Raw genomic sequence first — 14,380 nt, 5'->3', positions numbered from 1 at the left:
CATTCCAACGTGTTCAAAGTATATAGCTCATCGGCTGGTTCAGGTAAGACCTACACACTTACCAAGGAATATCTCAAACTTGCCCTGCATTCCAATTCGGATACCTATTTCAGGCAAATTCTGGCTGTAACGTTCACTAATGCTGCTGCCAACGAAATGAAAGAGCGTATTTTATTGATGCTCAGGATATTTTCGGGTGCCATGTCTTCGGCGGCTCCGGAGCATCCGATGCTTCGCGATGTGGTCACGGAGTTGTATCCGTCGACTTTGGAAGACCCGGAACTTTATGCCGGCGCCAAAGAGCTTATTTCAGGAAGGGCTCAGCTGGTTTTCAGGCAAATTCTGCACCGTTATTCGGATTTTTCTGTGATGACGATCGACAAATTTACGCAGCGGCTTATCAGCAGCTTTACCGATGAATTAGGTATTCCTTTTGTCTTTGAAACACAGCTTGATGGTGATTTGCTGGACGAAGCCGTGGATCGGTTGCTGGCAAGGATCGGGCAGGAGGGTGAGGAGGTTTTGTCGGATATTGTGGAGCGATATTACCGCGAGAAGGCAGAAGAGGGAAAAAGCTGGGCTGCTTTGCCGGCGCAGATCCGGGAGACTGCCGGAACGTTGTTAAGTGAGCAGAGTTATTTGCAAATGCAGCGCGTAGCTGATCTGCAAATGGGCGACTGGGTTGCGATCCGCAACCAGATGCGGGCTTTTGTGAAGGGCAGGGAAGAGGCAATAAAAAGGCTGGCCACAAGTGGTTTTGAACTGATCGTTAACGAATATCTGGTTGACAAGGATTTCTATCAGGGAGGACGTGGAATATATGGTTATTTCAAGGACAGAAGCGAGAGTAAAAACTTATGGACTGCTCCGAATTCTTATGTCAGCGGAAAAACCATTGGGGAGGAAAACTGGTATGGAGCAAAGACGGCTGCACCCATCAAAGATAAAATCGAGTCGATCCGTATTGAACTGGAACGACTATATCATGAAATTGAAAATATCAGAAATGGCGAGTCGGAGAAAATAACGTTATACCTCCAGCTAGACCGGCATCTATATAACCTGTCCCTGCTTGGGGAAATACGCAAGGAATTTGATGCACTTTTAAGGCAAAACAATCAGGTCCATATTTCGGATTTTAACAGACGGATTCTTGAAATTGTATCAAAAGAGCCTGTCCCGTTTATTTTTGAAAGACTTGGAGAAAAATATAATCATATTTTGGTTGATGAATTTCAGGATACTTCAAAATTGCAGTTTGCCAATTTGCTGCCGTTGATCGAGAATGCATTGGCGGACGGATATTTTAACCTGATCGTTGGTGATGCCAAACAATCCATCTATCGTTTCCGCGGAGGGGATATGGACCTTATCCTGCATCTTGCTCAAAATCAGGTGATGCAGCTGGCACCGATCCTGGGCGATAATATTTATAACGAGGAGCGGTTATGGAGTGTTGATAGTCATTTGGAGATAGATCACTTGCGGACAAACCGACGGAGTTTCCGGGAAATCACAACGTTTAATAATCAGTTTTTTGGATTTATTTCAGAAACGGTAGGAGAGGAATACCCGCTGATCAAAGGGGTTTATGATGAAAACTTCAAACAGGAAATTCCCCCTGGGGTTAACGAAGGCGGACATGTTCAGATTGAATTTCTGGATATGCAGGAATACGGGGATGATTTTTCCGAGGTCGAGACAAAAAACGACGCGATTGTAACGAGAAGCCTGGAACTGATTTCTGAATTACGTGCAAGTGGTTATCAATGGCGGGATATTGCTATTTTGTGCAGAAAAAAGAAAGAAGCCACCTCGCTGGCGAATGCTTTAAAGGAAATCGGATATCCGTTAATTTCCGATGATGCTTTGTCGTTGGGTTATTCAAGGTCGGTGCATTTTGTGATTTCTTTTATGGAAGTGCTGCATACGGATCAGCGCCTGAAACGTTATGAAGCCGCTTATTTGTTTCACCGGGTGATACGAAAGGAAAACCCGACGGCGGAAGAACATGAAGCGCTTCGTTTGCTTTGTACGCAAAAAGGTCTGGACAGTTTTCTTTCGTATTTCTCAAAATATGGAATTGAACTGACAGCTTTCCGGATGCGCCAGCTTACCGTTTTTGAGCTAAGCGAGCTGCTGATGCAAACCTTTGGCCTTTTTGAAAATAAGACAGAAAACGAATATTTATTCCGGTTTCTGGACGTGGTTTTGGAATTTGGGACGAGGCGGAGCAATCACCTGGGTGATTTTCTTCAGCATTGGGAAACTGCCAAACATAAGCTTTCCATAACCATTCCGGCGGATACGGATGCGCTTAGAATTACAACGATCCATAAGTCCAAAGGTCTTGAATATCCCGTGGTGATTGTTCCCTATGCGAACTGGAAAGTTACCCCCAATGCAAAACTGGACAGGTTGTGGATTGATCTGGATGAGATTTCTTATGATGAGCTGAGCCTCACAGACAATCAGGTTGAGGAATTGCCCGATAAAAAGTTGCGAAGTTCGCTTGTTTCGGTGGTTAAGGATTTGGAAAATACACAGGTGGCCGATCAGTACCGTGATGAAAAAACGAGAACACTGGTTGAAAACCTGAATTTGCTTTACGTGGCATTTACCCGGCCCGTGCAGCGATTGTATGTTTTGGCAAAACGTGAGAAAAACTGGAAACAATCGACCTTGGTGAGTACCTGGATGCACGATTATCTGAGTGCCCCCGAGGCAGTGCCGGCTTATGACGACGTCGAAAGCCGATACATTATTTCACAGGGTGACGATCAGTGTTTTCACGCCCATTCAAAAAACGATTCAGAATCTTTTGTTATTGATCATGTGATCAGCAATGACCGGAGCGAGTCGTTGCGGCTAAGGAGAATGGCGGAACGAATTTTTGATATCGAAACTTTTGAACGTAAAAAAGATCACCTGCAAAAAATGCGTCATCTGCTGATCCGGATGAATTTGGTAAGCGACTTGCCGCAAACAGCAGGCCAGCTTGTCCGCGACGGGATTATGACCCGGGAGGAGGCGAAAACTTTGTATTTACAACTTACGGAATTGTTCAGGAATGATTCGCTGAGCAGCTTGTACGATGCAAATGCGAAGGTTCAGATCAACAAAGAACTGCTGCTTCCGGGCGGTAAAATGCTGCACGTTGACAGACTCGTTTACTTGCCGGATGACAGTTATGTTTTCATGACTTTTATTGCGGGTGTCGGGAGCGATCAGGCGCGCAATCATTTAAAACGACTTGTCAAAATATATTCAAATGAAGGAAAACAGGCCAGGGCGGTTTTAGTTACATTGGAAAACGATGGCATTGAATGGATATCGCCGCATGAAGCCTAGATAATTTATTGTAATCATGGATATTGAAATAAGAGAAATTCAAAAAACTGACGATCCGGAACTTGCACTGGTGATCAGACAAACGCTTAAGGAATTCAAAGCTGATAAACCCGGTACGGTTTATTACGACGCGAGCACCGATCATTTAAGCGAACTGTTTAAAGTCGATAATAGCGTGTATTTTGTGGCAACGCGGGATGGGAAAGTGCTTGGAGGAGCCGGAATTTTCCCAACCGAGGGATTGCCGGCAGACACGTTAGAACTTGTAAAAATGTACTTGCTCCCCGAGGCACGCGGCCACGGATTGGGGAAAACCCTGATTTTGAAATGCATCGAGGAAGCCCGTAAGAAAGGTTTTAAAAGAATTTATCTGGAAACGATGGCAGAGCTCGAAAAAGCCGTTAAGGCTTATGGAAAGCTCGGCTTTGCTTTGCTGGATGCGCCGTTGGGCAATAGCGGCCACCACTCCTGCGAGTTATGGATGGTAAAAGAAATTGTATAAAGGTTCATTCGATAAACCAATAGTCCAGCTTCAGGTGAAACTCCCGGTTTTCACCTGAAGTGAAAACCGCTTCTCCGCGTAATCCCGCCAGTTCGTTTGTACCCGTTCCGGCTACAACCTTTCTGGTAGAGGTGATCACACCATTTTCAAGATTCCCCGAATGTTCCAGGACGAAGCTACCGGATCGTCCTGCGACTTCGCCGGTAAACCTTTCCAGACCATAAACAGAGGCTTTTTTATCGGTCAGATAGTTTTTTAGTTCCATCAATACACTTTCTCCCGACAGCTCACCCTCATAAAAAATATAGAATTTGCATGTCGTGAGTTTTTGACCATTTTCATTTTTACTGAAAGATTCTTCATATCCATCCGTGATATGGAAAACAGCAGAGGCGGATAACTTCATCTGTCGGATTGGTGATTAGGTTGATTCCCAAAAATAGAAGAAAACGCATTAGGTTGTTAGCTTTTCGCAGATTTATTACGACAGCGGAAATGCCTGAGAAATGCTTTAATAAATTGAATATTCCCGATATTTTGCATGGAGATTTCCATGTCACCGAAGCAGACGAGAAAATGTAGAAAAAACTCGGGTGTTTACGTGGTTAAAACCGGATGAAATCTAGTTCTGCTTGGTATTTTTAGTGATATTCACGGCAAAATAGAGATTTCGTAATTCACTACTCTTCGTTCCACTATCGTTTTATGCGTTTTTCTTTTCAACAGCAGGTTCTTACAGGGATAATTGTCTCCATTCTTCTTGTAATAATCGTAGGATACACCTCTTTTAACGCAATTATTCTTCAACAGGAAAATGCTGGCTGGGTGAACCACACCCGCGAGGTGATCAGGGCCTCGGCAGAAGTCAGAAATCAGCTTTTGACTGCCGAGACAAACTTGCGTGGCTTTGCTTTGCTGAAAAATAACAATTTCGAAAACGCACATCGCAAAGCGAGTGAAAAAGTATTGGATCAGTTTAATTATTTGCAGAAACTGGTTATCGATAATCCGCTGCAAACGGCCCGGCTGGACACTTTATCTCCGATTGTAAAAGACCGGCTCGATTTAATGGGCCGACAGCTGGAAATGCTGAATGAAGGCGGTTACAGTTCCGATTCTCTGAAAGACATGGTACTGGGCGCTCAAAAACTATCTTCGCAGCTGAAATTTTACTTCGACAGAATAGAAAATACGGAAAATACGCTGCTGAAAATTCGGGAAGACGAAGCTGTGATAAGCTCTGGCCGTGCCAAAGAAATCATCCTGGGCGGAACGGCCGTCTTCACGCTGGTCATTTTTGTCCTTTTCTATTTTATCAGGAAGACTTATATCGCCCAGATAAACTCGGAAAAGCAGACGATGAAAGCAAACCAGGAACTGGCTATTCTTTCACTTGAAGATCAGCGGAAAAACTGGATTTTATCTGCTGCGGTAGAGGTAAGTGTGGTGATCAGAGGAGAGCCCACCGAGGAAGAACTGGCCAAGAAATTCATTGACAGAATTGCCGAAGTTACGGGTGCTGTTACAGGCGTGCTATATGTGGTAAACCGTCTGGGTAACGTTTGGGATCTGACGGCCACTTATTCGGTGGATCGTAATAACGAGCTCCTGCAATCCATTACGAAGGATACAGGTGTTTTGGGACAGGTTATTTATGAAAAACAAAGTCTTAAAAAACTTGAAGTTGCACCGGGATATCTTAAAATTAAAACAGGACTGGGCAGCACTACACCTGATACTGTTTTGATAAAATCGCTGATACAGGGAGGGAAGGTAATCGCGCTCTTGGAATTGGGTTATGCGCAGACACCGGATGACAATGTTATCCAGCTCCTGGAAAGAATTTCTGATGGCGTAGCGATATCTTTCTCGGCGGCAAGAGAGCGCCAGCTGATGAAGGAACTCCTCGACAAAACGCAGCTTCAGGCAGAAGAACTTGAAAGTCAGCAGGAAGAATTAAGAGTTACCAATGAAGAGCTGACGAGACAAACCTCGTTACTACAGGTGTCAGAAGAGGAGCTTCGTGTACAACAGGAAGAGCTGAAACAGATCAATACCGAACTTGAAGAAAAAGCGTTCCTGCTGGAAGAGCAAAAAAGCACGATTGAAGAAGCCCGTGATCAGGTGCAAAGAAAAGCCGATGAACTTGAAAGAACAGGCCGTTTCAAAAGTGAATTTTTGGCGAATATGAGCCATGAGCTCCGTACACCGCTGAATAGTATCCTGATCCTTTCGAGGATATTATCAGAAAACAAGGGGTTGCGGATGAGTGATGAAGAGCAAAAATACGCTGCCGTTATCAATAATTCGGGGAATGACCTCCTTACGCTGATCAATGATATTCTGGATCTGGCAAAAGTAGAATCAGGAAAGATAGAGCTGCATTCTGAACACATAAATACGGAACTGCTTATTGTTGAGATCAGAAATACGTTCCAGAAAGTTGCTGAAAATAAAGGTCTCAATCTGGAACTTGTTCGTGGAGAAAACTGCCCGGATACTTTGTTCCTTGACCATGTCAGAATATTGCAGATTCTCCGTAATCTGCTTTCCAATGCGATCAAATTTACGTCCGCTCCGGGGACAGTTTCGCTGATCATTTCTCAAATGGATGGCAAACTTCATTTCGAGGTCCGGGATACCGGAATTGGAATTCCTATGAGCAAGCAGAAAACGATTTTTGAAGCGTTCCAGCAGGCCGATGGATCAACGAGCCGGAAATATGGCGGAACTGGTTTGGGCTTATCGATCAGTCGCGAACTGGCCAATCTTTTCCAGGGATCCATCACGCTAAAAAGCGAGGAAGGAAAAGGATCGTCGTTTACACTGATCATTCCATTTCAGCATGCGTTAAATAACACGCAGGAGGTTGTTGAGGAAACCGTTGTAAAAGTTGAGGAGATAAAAATTCCCGTTGTAAAACCAGTTGTGCCTCTTGAAAATACAAGGGAAAACCGGTTGCTGTTAATTGAGGATGATCCGATTTTTGCCGAAGATATGGCCAACAAGGCGCGTGACAACGGTTTTGAAGTGGTTGTGGCAGGCACTGGTTTTAAAGCGTTGAGTCTGGTTCAAAGTTTCAAACCGACTGCAATTATTCTGGATATGCATTTACCTGATATTTCTGGCGATGATGTTTTAAAGGAATTGAAAGCGGATCCGGCTACAAGACTGATTCCCGTTCACACGGTCTCTGCTGGTGAAGAGAGTATTGCGAAAGTCATAGAGGAAGGCGCGATAGGTTTTATGCAAAAACCGGTTGACAAAAAATCTGCTGAGATTATTTTTGACCTGCTGAAACTGGAAGGCTCAAAAACAGAGCGAAAACGTATTTTGCTGATTGAAGATGATGCGTTCCAAAGCAAACATTTCGGCGATTTCCTTGAAGAAAACAATCTGTTTGTGCTTTACGCATATTCGGGTGAAGAAGCGCTGTCGCTGCTTGAAAGAGAAGTTGTTGACGGAATTATTCTGGATATCAGATTGGCGGATATAAACGGTCTTGATCTCCTGGACAAGATTAAAGCGGAACCCCGGTGGGCAGCTTTGCCTGTTATTGTGAATACGGCTGAGGATCTTTCGCAGGAAGACCTGACACGCGTGATGAAGTATTCGCACCCTGTCGTTATGAAAACGCGTAAATCCAATGAGCGCCTGCTGGATGAAGTTAATTTGTTCCTTAAAAAGATACAACCAAAACCAGCTCCATCGATTCAGAAACCGCAAATGTTCAGTAATCCGGTGGTGCATGCCGACCGTGTTTTTGTTGGGAAAAAGGTGTTGCTGGCTGACGATGATATGCGGAATATTTTCGCATTGAGCGCTGTTCTGGAAGAGGCCGGGTTTTCAATTGTTATTGCTATGAACGGTCGTGAGGCACTGCAAAAGCTTGGAGAAAGCAACGATATTGATCTGGTTTTGATGGACGTGATGATGCCTGAAATGGACGGTATTGAAGCTACGAAACGCATACGTAAAGAACAAAAATGGAGTAGTCTGCCTATAATCGCTGTAACGGCGAAAGCCATGCAGGGCGACCGGGAATTGTGTCTGGCCGCGGGAGCCAACGATTATATCTCGAAACCTGTCGACATAGATAAATTATTATCACTAGTAAAAGTTTGGTTACATTCATGATCGCGCTGGAATATCAGGAACTGGAAATGCTGATAGTCAGGGTTCGTGAAATATCGGGCTTCGACTTTTCGGGTTATGCGCGGCCTTCGTTGCTGCGCCGTGCTTCAAGATATCTGACCAAACATGCCATGAATCTTTCCGAACTCATTGTGCATCTGGAACAGGGCGGAAAGGCCGTTTATGATTTCATTCAGGAACTCACGGTCAATTATTCTGAAATGTTCCGTGATCCGGATTTCTTTATCAGTTTGAGATCGGAGGTCTTCAGTTATCTTGAATCATTTCCTGCGATCAGGATCTGGGTTGCCGGCTGCGCTTCCGGAGAGGAGGCATTTTCGCTGGCTATTTTGCTGAAAGAAACGGGGTTATACAACCGTTCTCTGATTTATGCTACCGATTTGAGCGAGCGCGTTTTGTCCTCTGCCCGCGAGGGTGTTTTTAGTCTGGGGCACATGCGTACTTTTTCAGAAAACTATTTGTTAGCCGAGGGGAAACACTCTTTATCAGATTATTATCATGTCGCTTACAGCCAGGCCGTTATGGTCCCCGATCTTCGGAAGAACATTGTATTTTCCCTGCACGATCTGACCGGTGACGGCGTATTTAATGAATTTCAGATGGTTAGCTGCCGGAATGTGATGATTTATTTTAACCTGGAACAACGACAGAAAGTTTTTAAGTTATTGTACGAAAGTCTGGCTATGTTTGGATTTTTATGTCTCGGCAAACGTGAAACACTGCGTTATTCCGGTTATGAAGAGCATTTCAGGATAATTGATACCCGACTGAATATTTACCAGAAGATAAAATGAAAACCTCAAAAAGTGATCCCTTAAATCTGATACTCATGGGAGGATCGTCAGGGAGTTTTGTGCTTTTTGAAGAGATTATAAAGTTAGTTAACAAACCATTGCCTTGCGCTTTGATTTTTGTTTTGCATCGTGGAAAATCCAGTTTATCTGAACTCCCGGTTCTGTTTAAATCAAAAACAAAAGTAAGAATGGAGGAGCCGCAGCATCTTGATTTGCTGGACACGAATTGCATTTATTTCGCAGTGCCCGACTATCATTTGTTGATCGGTCCGGACCGGCGGTTTTATCTGGATGCAACAGAAAAGGATTTTTTTTCACGTCCGTCCATTGATGCCACTTTTATCTCCGCGGCACAGTCGGGGATACGCATCAAGGCCGCCATGCTGTTTTCAGGAGCGAGTGAGGACGGAGCAGCAGGAATAAAGCAAATTGCAGAAAAGGGTTTTAGTACGTATGTACAGAACCCGGACTTTGCGGAAGTACCAAGAATGCCACTGGCAGCCATCAACGAATACGATAAACACCAAATTCTGAATGAAGAAAATTTTTTTGACGAAATTAGAAGTATCCTTTACAGCTACTCAACTTAAATGATGGAAAATACGAAAATTCTGCTGCTCGACGACAGGGAAGAAAATTTATTATCCCTGAAAGCGATTCTGAACAGGGACGATATTACCATTTTTGCCACTACTTCACCAAATGAGGCCTTGCGTATCGTTTGGGAAAATGAAATATCGGTGGCTTTGGTTGATGTTCAGATGCCGGGTATGGATGGTTTCGAGTTTGCTGAAACACTTGCTTCAAATCCTAAAACCAAGGAAATTCTGATCGTTTTTGTAACGGCGATTTCAAAGGAAACGACTTACGCTGTGCGCGGTCTGAAGACCGGAGCGATTGATTATCTTTATAAACCGCTTGATCCCTATATCACCAATGCCAAGGTTGATTCTCTGATCCGCGTGGCAAGAAGTCAGCGGGAGATCAGAGAAAAGAACAAGCTTCTTGAAAATTACGCTACGATTGTCACCAATTCTCCTGATATCATCGCAACGGTTGCGGCAGATTCGGGAAGGATATTATCGATAAATCCGTCGGTACAAACCATTTTAGGGTTGGATCCGGCTGCGCTGATCAATATTTCGATGCTGGATTTGCTGGTGGAACCAAACCGTTCCGGCCTTCAAAGCGTGTTGGTGAACCAGACCTACATGAGCGGAGAAACGATTGTGGTCGAAGACCAGTTTATAGGAAAACTCCGTCAGCCGGTTTGGCTTGAACTGCGGATCATGTATAAAAACCGTCTTCTTTTTATCAATCTGCATGATATTGAAAAAAGGAAGGCGCATGAACTGGCGCTCGTGGAAGCACGAAGCCTGGCCGATAAATCCAGAAAGGTCAAGGAATCTTTTCTGGCCAATATGAGTCACGAGATCCGTACGCCTTTGAACGGTATCATCGGCATTGGCAATTTGCTGGAAGCTACGGAACTGGAAACTTACCAGCGCGAATTGCTTGAAATGCTTCTGCATTCGTCGGGTTCACTTTTAAATATTCTGAATGATATTCTGGATATTTCCAAAATTGATGAAGGCAAGTTTTCAATCCTTCCAACACCCACGAACCTGTTTGTTCTGGGTAAGGGCATTATCGATCTGATGCGGTTTAAGGCCGATGAAAAAAGGCTGGAACTAAGCCTCATATGTGACAAGGAAATTCCTGAGAGTATATTGATCGATGGCATGCGTCTCAACCAGATTTTGATGAACTTGGTTGGTAATGCACTGAAATTCACCCACGCAGGTCATGTGAAACTGAAAATCGAGCATCAGGGAATGGAAGGTTCTTTTCACAAAATACGACTGGCTGTGGAAGACTCGGGCATCGGGATTTCAGAAGACCGGATTTCGGCGATTTTCTCCGAATATGGCCAGGCGACTCAGGAAACTTCGCATAACTATGGCGGCACAGGTCTGGGGCTGACAATTTCCCAGAAGCTGGTGCTGCTGATGGGTGGAGATCTCCGAGTAACGAGCCAGTATCAAAAGGGAAGTGAATTTTATTTCACATTGCTGCTGAAAGACGCCAACCAGAAAATGAGCGAAAAAGCGCCGGTGGTGTCATTCAAAAGTCTTAGCCCGTTTTTTGGAAAGAGAATTTTGGTTGCCGAGGATAACCATATCAACGCCTTGCTGATCAATAAATACCTAACCACCTGGCTGATTGATGTGACCCTGGTGGTTAACGGAAAGGAGGCGATCAAAGAGCTGCGTGAAAATATTTTTGACCTGATCATCATGGATACCCGGATGCCGGAAATGGACGGATTTCAAACGGCACAATATGCCCGAAAGCAAATGGGCATCACCACACCGATTTTGTCGCTATCGGCTACGGTGCTTGAAGAAGATACGCGCCAGGCTCTCGAATCAGGTATGAACGATACGTTGTCTAAGCCATTTGAACCCATCCGGCTTCATGAGAAAATCGGTAACCTGCTCGCGCAATCGGGTATTTAGGAACAAAAGAAGATGAGATGGGCTGATTAAAGTAACATTAAATGCAACGAATTTTTCTAATTAATCGTAATGTTTTAAGAACGGTTTCGTTTAATTATAGTTGAAATTTAGTGTACATAAATAGCAAGATGAAAAGTAAAAATAATAGCTGGTTCCTCCTTGCCCTGGTGGTACTGGCAGGGTGTAGTTCTTCGAAAACGATCCCTTATGCATCAAAATGGAATGCGCCTTTCTCTTATGTAGATGAGGTGAAACCGGATGGAAAAGATCAGGTTTCAAGACTGGCATATGGCATCATCAATGATGACCATTACTTATACATGACCATGACAACCCGTGATCCCGCGACGATCCAAAAGATTTTGGGTAACGGTTTGAAAGTATCTTTCAGTCCCGAAGGACAGAAAAAGGATTCTTATTCCCTGTTGTTTCCGGTGGTTATGAAAGAAGACCGCAAGGCGTTACGCAGGATTGATACAGATTTACCAAACAGCCTTGGCCTGGGGCTTTTGATCGATTCCTATAACAAGGAGGCCGTTTGGAAAGATAAACAGGGGCAACGTTTTATAAACCTCGTTGAAGCCGATGGCAGTATTAAGTCTCACATCAGCATGGATAAAAATGGGGAACTGACGCAGCAAATGGCAATACCTTTCAGCCTGCTCGCGATGAATACCAGGGAATCTTCCTTGTTGGGCGTCAGTATTAAAATTGACGGTGCTTCATCTTCGCAATCCGGTTTTTCTCCAAGAATTGGTATAGGTCTTGGCGGTGGAATTGGCATGGGAGGCGGTATGGGCGTTGGCATTGGAACCGGCAGCGGTTATGGTTCGCGATATGGTGCCAACGACAGGGGTGTTGATATACGCCTGGAAGTACAGCTGGCCCGTGGAAATGGCTGATTTTGTTCGTTTTATATAAGAGAAAATGCCCGCTGATGATTTCGACGGGCATTTTCTTTATAAGAAATTCGTATTGTTTGGCCGGCTATAAACCAGCTGCATGACGCTGATATTTCGCATGACAAATGCCGCTTCACAATAACAAAGGTAATAGGTCCATTTGCGGATAAATTGTTCGTCATAACCGAGACTTTTGATCTCGGCCAAACGTTCATTGAATTTATCCAGCCAGGCTCTTAAAGTGTACGCATAGTGCAGCCCGAATTCTTTCAGGTCTACCAGACTCATGTCGCCGGTTTTGTTCACAGACCGGTTAATAGCCGCCACAGAAGGCAGCAGTGACCCTGGGAAAATATATTTTTGTATCCAGTCGACACCTTTTTTCAAACTGTCGTAACGGGAATCCGGGCAGGTGATAACCTGTATGGCCAGGATGCCGTCTTTTTTCAGAAGGGAATTACATTTGCTGAAATAGCTATCAAGGTATTCATGGCCGACTGCTTCGAGCATTTCAATGGATACAATTTTGTCAAATGAACCCTGGATATTCCGGTAGTCCATCAGTAGAACCTGAACCCGTTCAGATAAGCCGGCATTGGATATACGTTCCGTGGCAAGTTTCTGTTGTTCAACGGATAAGGTAAGTGATGTGACTTTACAGCCATAATTTTTTGCCATGTATATGGCGTTCCCACCCCAGCCACTGCCAATTTCAAGGACGTGGTCAGAAGGCTGTAAGTTGAGTTTCTGGCAAAGACGATCATATTTTTCCAGCTGCGCCTCTTCCAGGTCCATGCCTTCATGACGGAAATAGGCACTTGAATAAGTCATGGTTTTATCCAGAAAAACGCCGAAGAAATCATTGCTCAGGTCATAATGTTCCGATATGTTTTTCCTCGATCCTTCAAGGGTATTGGAACGGGAGCTATGGGTTATTTTATTCCATAGCCTTAAAATATTCAACGCAAAAGTCCGTGATTTGCTGCCCGAAACGCCCGGTGCATTTTCAACATTAAGCAGTACCCAGTTAATCACGCTGGTGATGTTGTCCGTTTCCCAGAGTCCTTCCACATAGGCTTCTCCAAAACCTATGTCGCCAAACAGGGTGAGACGTTTAAAAAATTCCACATCCGTAATGGTCACAGAAGCCGATATCGGGTTGACCCCGTCACCGAAAAACTCAGTCCGCCCATCCGGAAATGTTAATGCCAGCTTCCCCAAATTCATCTTATGAAGCTGGCTTAAAACCAGTTGCTGGTATAAGCCAGGTTTTGTTGCAACAGGTTCCGTTTTATTCAATTTTGCGTGGGTTTTTAGCATAGTAATGATGGGTGTCTGGCCTGTTAAGATTTGTACCTTCTGTATACTTCGGTTTGTAATTGAGGGTTGTCTGCCTTGCGATGGAACCCGATTTGCTTGGCCCAAAGTTTTAATGCCTGCCAATGAATAAGCCAGGTGATCTGCATGGTAACAAGCGGAATACTGAAAAAATACCGGATCATATTGGCATCCGTAAGCGCTGCTTTTTCGCCCTGCAATGCGCTCATGAAATAAAGCTCACCCGACTCATCATAATCATTAATGGCAATATTCAGTCGCTCTCCCGGTACTTTCACGTTGAAATCAAAATAGAAATCAAGATCGATAAAAGGCGAAACGTAGAAATTTTTATAGGTATGAAGATGAAATTTATTGTCGTTAAACGTTTCGTTACCAAGGAAATAAGGTTTCATTTCTTTAAAAGTGTTACAAACTTCCACGACGGTACAGACGGGTTCGTCAAGCTCATTGTAACAGATATAAAATGAAACCGGATTGAACTGATAACCCATCGTACACAGATTGGTAAGCAACATAATCCGCCCGTTTCCAATATCTACCAGATTTTCAGCCAGGTATTGCGTAATGTGTTCCCTGATTTTTTTCGATTTATCCGGATTTTCAATCGGTAACTGTAAATGATCTGAATCCCGGAAATTGAACAGGTTGAAACGATTTCTGCTTAGCCATCTGAACTTCTGTGAAATGAAATCAAGCTCTGCCAAGTCCAGATAAAACATAAAAATATCGTAATGAAATGTATGTTTCTTTGGGTGAAGCCTGTTATGCATCACCCGGGCCTTGTATAAGCAAGAATTTAAATGATCCTGTTTCATG

The 14,380-nt window shown here is 44.1% G+C and carries 10 protein-coding genes; 7 read left to right on the top strand and 3 right to left on the bottom strand.

The window, feature by feature from the left end; all coding sequences use genetic code 11:
* The first annotated feature begins 9 nt into the window (after positions 1 to 9).
* Both M1L62_RS29580 and M1L62_RS14920 read left to right on the top strand, forming a co-directional pair.
* Positions 10 to 3,351 (top strand): UvrD-helicase domain-containing protein, encoded by a 3,342-nt coding sequence (locus M1L62_RS29580; protein ID WP_254560383.1) that lies wholly within the window; start codon positions 10 to 12, stop codon positions 3,349 to 3,351.
* Between the two features lie 16 nt (positions 3,352 to 3,367).
* Positions 3,368 to 3,853, top strand: a complete 486-nt coding sequence (locus M1L62_RS14920) for a GNAT family N-acetyltransferase (RefSeq protein ID WP_254560382.1) — start codon at positions 3,368 to 3,370, stop codon at positions 3,851 to 3,853.
* Between the two features lie 4 nt (positions 3,854 to 3,857).
* On the opposite strand, the gene M1L62_RS14915 is transcribed toward M1L62_RS14920, so the two are convergent.
* On the bottom strand, positions 3,858 to 4,259 hold the full coding sequence (locus M1L62_RS14915; protein ID WP_254560381.1) for a DUF3224 domain-containing protein: 402 nt from the start codon (positions 4,257 to 4,259) through the stop codon (positions 3,858 to 3,860).
* A gap of 299 nt (positions 4,260 to 4,558) precedes the next feature.
* Here M1L62_RS14915 and M1L62_RS14910 point away from each other — a divergent pair, with 299 nt between their 5' ends.
* From M1L62_RS14910 to M1L62_RS14890, 5 genes are all read left to right on the top strand, one after another.
* Positions 4,559 to 7,990 carry a response regulator gene (locus tag M1L62_RS14910; RefSeq protein ID WP_254560380.1) on the top strand — a complete coding sequence of 1,144 codons (3,432 nt, stop codon included), beginning with the start codon at positions 4,559 to 4,561 and terminating at the stop codon, positions 7,988 to 7,990.
* On the top strand, positions 7,987 to 8,802 hold the full coding sequence (locus M1L62_RS14905; protein WP_254560379.1) for a CheR family methyltransferase: 816 nt from the start codon (positions 7,987 to 7,989) through the stop codon (positions 8,800 to 8,802). Before M1L62_RS14910 ends, M1L62_RS14905 begins: the two co-directional genes overlap by 4 nt.
* A complete protein-coding gene (locus M1L62_RS14900) occupies positions 8,799 to 9,392 on the top strand; it encodes a chemotaxis protein CheB (protein WP_254560378.1) in 594 nt (197 codons plus the stop codon). Before M1L62_RS14905 ends, M1L62_RS14900 begins: the two co-directional genes overlap by 4 nt.
* On the top strand, positions 9,393 to 11,321 hold the full coding sequence (locus M1L62_RS14895) for a response regulator (RefSeq protein ID WP_254560377.1): 1,929 nt from the start codon (positions 9,393 to 9,395) through the stop codon (positions 11,319 to 11,321).
* A 128-nt stretch (positions 11,322 to 11,449) separates the two neighbouring features.
* Positions 11,450 to 12,223 (top strand): hypothetical protein, encoded by a 774-nt coding sequence (locus M1L62_RS14890; protein ID WP_254560376.1) that lies wholly within the window; start codon positions 11,450 to 11,452, stop codon positions 12,221 to 12,223.
* 57 nt (positions 12,224 to 12,280) lie between these two features.
* Here M1L62_RS14890 and M1L62_RS14885 read toward each other — a convergent pair whose 3' ends face one another.
* Positions 12,281 to 13,522 (bottom strand): SAM-dependent methyltransferase, encoded by a 1,242-nt coding sequence (locus tag M1L62_RS14885; RefSeq protein ID WP_254560375.1) that lies wholly within the window; start codon positions 13,520 to 13,522, stop codon positions 12,281 to 12,283.
* 44 nt (positions 13,523 to 13,566) lie between these two features.
* Complete coding sequence (locus tag M1L62_RS14880; protein ID WP_256527694.1) at positions 13,567 to 14,379, bottom strand: DUF1365 domain-containing protein; 813 nt, start codon at positions 14,377 to 14,379, stop codon at positions 13,567 to 13,569.
* Position 14,380 lies beyond the last annotated feature (1 nt).

Origin of the sequence: Dyadobacter diqingensis (genome assembly GCF_024220585.1) — a bacterium.
Classification (GTDB): domain Bacteria; phylum Bacteroidota; class Bacteroidia; order Cytophagales; family Spirosomataceae; genus Dyadobacter; species Dyadobacter diqingensis.
This window is presented reverse-complemented; position numbering and strand designations above follow the sequence as displayed.

Coding starts and splice junctions, on each gene's coding strand:
- M1L62_RS14920 (WP_254560382.1), top strand. CDS start 3,368: ATGGATATTGAAATAAGAGAAATTCAAAAAACTGACGATCCGGAACTT.
- M1L62_RS14915 (WP_254560381.1), bottom strand. CDS start 4,259: ATGAAGTTATCCGCCTCTGCTGTTTTCCATATCACGGATGGATATGAA.
- M1L62_RS14910 (WP_254560380.1), top strand. CDS start 4,559: ATGCGTTTTTCTTTTCAACAGCAGGTTCTTACAGGGATAATTGTCTCC.
- M1L62_RS14905 (WP_254560379.1), top strand. CDS start 7,987: ATGATCGCGCTGGAATATCAGGAACTGGAAATGCTGATAGTCAGGGTT.
- M1L62_RS14900 (WP_254560378.1), top strand. CDS start 8,799: ATGAAAACCTCAAAAAGTGATCCCTTAAATCTGATACTCATGGGAGGA.
- M1L62_RS14895 (WP_254560377.1), top strand. CDS start 9,393: ATGATGGAAAATACGAAAATTCTGCTGCTCGACGACAGGGAAGAAAAT.
- M1L62_RS14890 (WP_254560376.1), top strand. CDS start 11,450: ATGAAAAGTAAAAATAATAGCTGGTTCCTCCTTGCCCTGGTGGTACTG.
- M1L62_RS14880 (WP_256527694.1), bottom strand. CDS start 14,379: ATGAAACAGGATCATTTAAATTCTTGCTTATACAAGGCCCGGGTGATG.